Consider the following 5466-nt stretch of genomic DNA (forward strand, 5'->3'; position numbering starts at 1 on the left):
GGTTGAGTTGCTCCGGATTGTTGCCCAGTTGGATCCCACGTTGGATAAACTCTTCGACCGACCAGGTGATGCAGTCTTCTAGACCGATATTTTTCAGCAGACTGTAGCTCATGCGGCCATAGTAATGGCGGCCTACCAGGGTAAGAACCGGCACCCCCATGTAAAGGGCTTCCATGGTGTGGGTTGCACCTGTGTAGGGAAAAGTATCTAGAATAAGATCAACGCAACCCAGTTGCCCACGGTGCTCCTCTGCTGTCTTAGTTGTAGCTAGGAAGCGTACTTTTTCATCTACTCCTAATTCTTTCGCCTTTGTCTTGTAGCGACTAATTACAGTAGATATCTCACCAGAGACTTTGACAATTAAGATTGCATTTTTGACTTCTTTAGTTATCCGTAAGTGAGCTTCAATACACTCCGAGGTACGCTTATAAGCACTAGATGCTGTTAAGAACAGTAAGTGATAAGGTTTTACATTAAGCTTACTCTTAAACTCATCTTTGGCTAAAGGAAAGAAATCTAAACTATCAATGGCACAGTAGCTCGGCAAACGAATTATTTTCTCTTGGTAATCAACTTGAGCATCCTCTGGCAGTATGTGTGGGTCGGCCAGAAAATAGTCAAACTCCGGCAATCCGACAGCATCTCCGCCTAACCATCCTATTTGAATAGGTGCGCACCGCAAGGCTGCACTCATATTTGCTTCGTGAATGGTTAAGGAGTCCATAAAAATCATGATGTCAACTTGGTCTTCGCGAGCTTGGGACACTACCTTGGGAATTGGCGTACCTTTTGGAAGGATGCGAAAGAACAAGTGATCGTGAGAGCTAAATCTTTGATAGAGATTATCATGCGAAGCTATTTCTTCAGTTGAATGTCCCCAAAAGTAATAGTACGATACATCCAAAGCTCCGCGATTTTGCAATCTTAACGAAGATTCGCTTAGGAAACCTACAGAATGACGCCGAAAGCAATTTCCTAAGTATCCTATGTGAGGCTTCTTGTGTGCTTTGTACAGCGCTTTCTGTTTTTCCCAGTGCTCCAACCAGGTAAAGTTTCTCTGCCTGGCCATGAGATTGAGAGTTTGAGAGAGAATTCGCCCGCCCAGTTGCTGATACCTTCTGATAAGCGATCTATCATCACTAACATAACTCCAGCAGAAGGCAACCCTGGACAAAATAACTCTGGCTATTGTCAAGCTATCCGATAGATTTTCAAGTGTCACCTGCCAGTCTTCCAGAAGGCAGGAACTCAGATGTTCTGTGATTTTGTCAATGATGTCTTTGATTTTTTCAGATTTAGAGGTGCGAATCAGCTTTTCTAGTGATTCGGCGAGAAGAGCTAGATAAACTATCAAGTTATCTTTATTCTCATCGGCAAGTGCTAAAAGTCTATCGCCAATTAGGCTGTAGTAATTGCTTGCTGAGTTATAGGATATTGCACCAACTATTTGATTAAACTCAGTTCTGATTATATCCTCTACTTTGTAGAGCCCATCGTAGTCTTTAGCTTTGTCTGGACTGAAAATAATTGCTAATTGAGATAGCAAACCTATAAATGCCGTTTTTTGGGCTTCTTGCAGTAATGGGATTAGTGAGTTTGCGATTGCGAAAAATAGATCTATATAACCTTTATCCAGCAATAGGGTAAGCGCTTTTACTGATTGAGAGCTTTCCTCTATGCGAACCGTGTTTGAATGAGCACTCTTGGTCTGTTTGTCAAGACACTCTAGGAGAGCTTGACCGTATAGCACTACTGACAAATCGTCTTCTGAGTCTACTGCATGAATTAAGAGCTTCTCAACGTTGTCTTTTTGTAGAGGATCTAGCTCAAAAGCTATCTCCCTTAGCTTTAGGGAAATCTGAAGGCCTTGCCTCTGACCTTTACCTTCGACGCTTTCCAGCTGGGTAGCTGCTTCTAGGATTGCCGAAGAGGCCTGTTGGCCCGAAAGAAGACCCTCAGTAACCAGCGACCTGAGAGTTAAGTAGGCCCTGCGGTGGTGAGGTGCAGATTGGAGAGCTTGGCAGAGCCGGGCAAGGGTGAAATCAGCCTTATCCAGAGCCTTGCTGATAGGCTGCGACCCGGCCAAGAGCTGCTCGAGGAAATAGCCCCACTCCGGGGGAGATAGGTTTTGATAGATTTCTCTGACCTGACCTTGAAATGCGTCGGGCTGATCGTCTTGCATAACCTTGACCTCGGCAGCCAAGGCCTCAAGGCTTGAATCGGAAGGCAAAGTAGAAAATTTACCTATCATACCAGAAAAGCTAAGCACTTGAAAGCACTAAAGTACCACCTTTCCCACTCGATGGCAAGATTCGGCAAGATCCGCAACTTTGCGTAGGGGGAGGCTGATATGGACTGGCGGTGGCGTGGGTATGCTAGGGCTAGCAGCTAAGCTGCGATGTCAAGTATGAACTACCTCTCTAAAGGACATAAGCCATGAGTGCCAAGACTCGTCAATCTTTGCTGCGTGCCAAGCTGGCACAGCAGCTCCTTTCCAAAGCCAAAGGCTTCACCTTGATCGAGCTGCTGGTGGTGATTGTGATTGTGGGTATTCTGACCGCGATTGCTGTTCCCCAGTTCTTGAACCAGATCCGTCGTGCCCGCGCTGCTGAGGGGCAAACGGCCCTAACTGCTGCTTCTCGTGGCGCCGAGGTCTACCGTATGGACACGACTGTGTACCCCGAAGGGTGGGCCAATATCGCTCCCGATCAGTGTAACACAAACGACAGAGCTGCACCCGACTACTGCGGACCGCAGGGTGACAAGTTCGTGAACGATCCCTGGGCTTCATATACCGCAAACTATGCGGAACCCACGTTCGACGGCGGGGGCACGCCAACTGGTGCAGTGATTTCAACAGAGGCAACCACGGCTTCCTATGTCAACCGCAGCAACGAGCCAATTAAATGTGAGATTGGTGTGGGAGATCAAGCTACTGAAATTGCAGAGAATAGTGAGTTCTATGTAGGCCGCTCTTGTAACGTGTTTGACTAATCTACTCTGAGTGCCCCATACTGCTCCCCAGATTTGGGGAGCTTTTTTAGTGCTTTGGGAGGGATTGGGAGAGGTTCTTGGCACAAGGTGCTCTGGCCATTGCCCTCCCCTAGAGCCTTAAAATGTAAGCAGCTTAGGGGTGTCACTTTAGCTGCTCAAGGGATCCGAAAAATGTCGGTTCGTCAACCAAAGCCAAAGTCGATTAACGGAAACGCCCGCAAATACTACAGATATCAGGAAGCCTGGAGACGCATAAAGCGAGCACAGGAAGAGGAATTCTTTCTAGAAGTGGTGACCATTGCAGAAAGCATCATTACCGACCGTCTGATTTCTCGCTTGGTCAAGGTTGAGAAGTTTATCCCCAGTGCTCAAAACTATTCGTTCCACCTTTTAATCAAAAAATGGAAAAAACGGCTACAAGCAGAACATACAATCATGTTGAGAAACCAGAAACACTTCGAGAGCTGATTCGCCAAGTAAGTGAATGGCGAAAGCAGAGAAATGCAGAGAAATTATGTTGTTCACGGGATTGTGAAGGATAATGCTGATAGTGAGGGACAGAGCATAGAAGATTTCATTGTCAAGGCTAAAAAAGTCGCTGAAATAGGAAGACAATTGGCTAGGAGAGTTTCTGCATGGCAGCAGAAACATAAGAGATATACCGTAGGGGAAAATAAAGTAAAGTGAATAGAGTTTCAGACTAATTCAGCCGAGCGGATCCTTTTGCCAGTAACTGCGAAGGGTAGGAAATGGGAGTGAGGATACCCTTCTCTACTAAGCTTTGGTTAATCATAGGGTTGTCGTAGAGTGTGAGCTCTTGATAAAGAGCCACCATTTGATTGATATCTCCTGAGCAGTAGGCATCTCGTGAGCGCAAGTGGAAGGGAACTCGAATGAGATTTGATTTTGAGCGCCACCAGTAGTCGGGAAAGTTTCCCAGTTGAGCGTACTTCTTGTAGTAGTTCTGGAAGCCGCAATTCAGGTAGTGCAAAACGGTTGGAGATGAGGTGACTAGGGTATGCTCCTCTGGAATGTCGAAACTATGTACGCTATTTGGCAAAATACTGGGATAAACTCGAGCTGCTGATTTCCCATTTTGATAAGCTAGAAAGTATTGGCTCTTGCCAGAGGTACTCTGAAACTTGGCATAAAAATCTGGATCTAAAACAGCAGGGTTTCTCTTGAACAGAGTAACTTCGCGAAAGTAATCTTCAATCTCAAACTTTTCGGGGGCCGCCTCGTAGTTTAAGAAGCGAACCTGAAGTATGTCGTTATCTAGCTGGTCAAACCAGTCCAAAGTAAGTGCCTCGCCGAGATAGAAGAGCTCATCTCCATCAATATGAATGATCCAATCCATGCCTTGGTCAAGGGCAAGCTGTATAGCAGTTTCCACATTTAAAATCTGGCGGGCCATGACCTCGTAGCCAACATGAGGGCCATATTTCGCATAGAGGATATTGCCTAGCGCTTGCTGGACTTGCAAAGCTTCGTCATTGGGAATAGCTGTTACGTCGGAGAATCTAAGCGCTATCTGAGCAGCGGGATCCTCTGGATCGTCAAAGAAGATATAGATGTGGGCGATTCCAATGGCGAGGTGGTAGCGAATAAAGGATTCCAAGCAAACTCCTGGATCCCGAACCGTGGTAACAATACAGACTCTGGCCATATTGAATTCGAGCCTTTAGGCAAGTTGCTTGGTTCCTAACCAAGTGTTGATGGTGAAGCGGCTATCGGCAAAGGCCTGACTGGGGCTAAACACCGGCAGGATTTCGTGTATGCAACTGCTGGGGAAGAAGACGATGCTGTTGTTGGTCGGGATCACCTCGTCGTAGGCTCCATGGAGAATTGGCGGGTGGGGCTTCTGCCTTTGAGTATCGTAAATACGCAGCTCACCCCCTCGGTAGGGCTTGGGCTCTTTGTGAAAATAGTACACACAGCTTACCTGACGAAAGGCAGTTTGCGAATAGAAGTTATCAATGTGGGGAGCAAAATAACAACTATCATAGCTAGCGATCATCTCCATCTCAAAGATTTGGATATCGAAGTTCTCGATGCCCAGCTCCACAAAGATTTGAGGAGCCACCCCAGCAATCTTCTCCCTCAGCAGGGATCCATACTCTTGAAAGTAAGCATAATCTAGGCGTAGAGAGCGGCGAAACTTGAGAGACTCAGCCTCAGTGTTGCTTTGGCTATAGCTTCTCGCAGGGATAAACTTATCTTGATGAGCGATGGCATGCTGCAAGATGGCTTGATTAACTTCAGCCGGCAGGAAGTTATCCAGCTTAACGTACTTACAAGGATAGAAGCGGGCTGGCTCCGGCGGATCCGGCTGGGAAAACGTGAGGGATACTGGGTTGGCATTCAGCAACAAGCCTGGGGCTAGTTCTCGAACGTAAGCCAAATCTTGCTCAGTTAAAGCTCTGTGTTGGGGATCCCAGCTCAAGAGATGGATCCCTTGGCTGAGCTTGGGAA

Annotated in this window: 4 protein-coding genes and 1 pseudogene; 2 read left to right on the plus strand and 3 right to left on the minus strand. The window is 46.8% G+C overall.

What is annotated here, in order from left to right; genetic code table 11:
* Nucleotides 1–2251: pseudogene (locus NW853_RS06880) on the minus strand (FkbM family methyltransferase); the annotation flags it as partial.
* Between the two features lie 185 nt (nt 2252–2436).
* Between NW853_RS06880 and NW853_RS06885 the strand changes: the two are divergent.
* Both NW853_RS06885 and NW853_RS06890 read left to right on the plus strand, forming a co-directional pair.
* On the plus strand, nt 2437–2994 hold the full coding sequence (locus tag NW853_RS06885; RefSeq protein ID WP_414335997.1) for a type IV pilin protein: 558 nt from the start codon (nt 2437–2439) through the stop codon (nt 2992–2994).
* Nucleotides 2995–3165: 171 nt separating this feature from the next.
* Nucleotides 3166–3462, plus strand: a complete 297-nt coding sequence (locus NW853_RS06890; protein WP_414335999.1) for a hypothetical protein — start codon at nt 3166–3168, stop codon at nt 3460–3462.
* Nucleotides 3463–3694: 232 nt separating this feature from the next.
* Here NW853_RS06890 and NW853_RS06895 read toward each other — a convergent pair whose 3' ends face one another.
* Nucleotides 3695–4612, minus strand: a complete 918-nt coding sequence (locus NW853_RS06895) for a glycosyltransferase family 2 protein (protein ID WP_414348542.1) — start codon at nt 4610–4612, stop codon at nt 3695–3697.
* Nucleotides 4613–4675: 63 nt separating this feature from the next.
* On the minus strand, nt 4676–5466 hold a 791-nt coding region (locus tag NW853_RS06900; protein ID WP_414348545.1), incomplete at its 5' end, for a 2OG-Fe(II) oxygenase.

Origin of the sequence: Synechococcus sp. H55.11 (assembly GCF_047462475.1) — a bacterium.
In the GTDB taxonomy this organism is placed as follows: Bacteria; Cyanobacteriota; Cyanobacteriia; order Thermostichales; family Thermostichaceae; genus Thermostichus.

What these genes read in the sequence shown, in the direction of transcription:
- NW853_RS06885 (WP_414335997.1), top strand. Translation starts at nt 2,437, where the DNA reads ATGAGTGCCAAGACTCGTCAATCTTTGCTGCGTGCCAAGCTGGCACAG.
- NW853_RS06890 (WP_414335999.1), top strand. Translation starts at nt 3,166, where the DNA reads ATGTCGGTTCGTCAACCAAAGCCAAAGTCGATTAACGGAAACGCCCGC.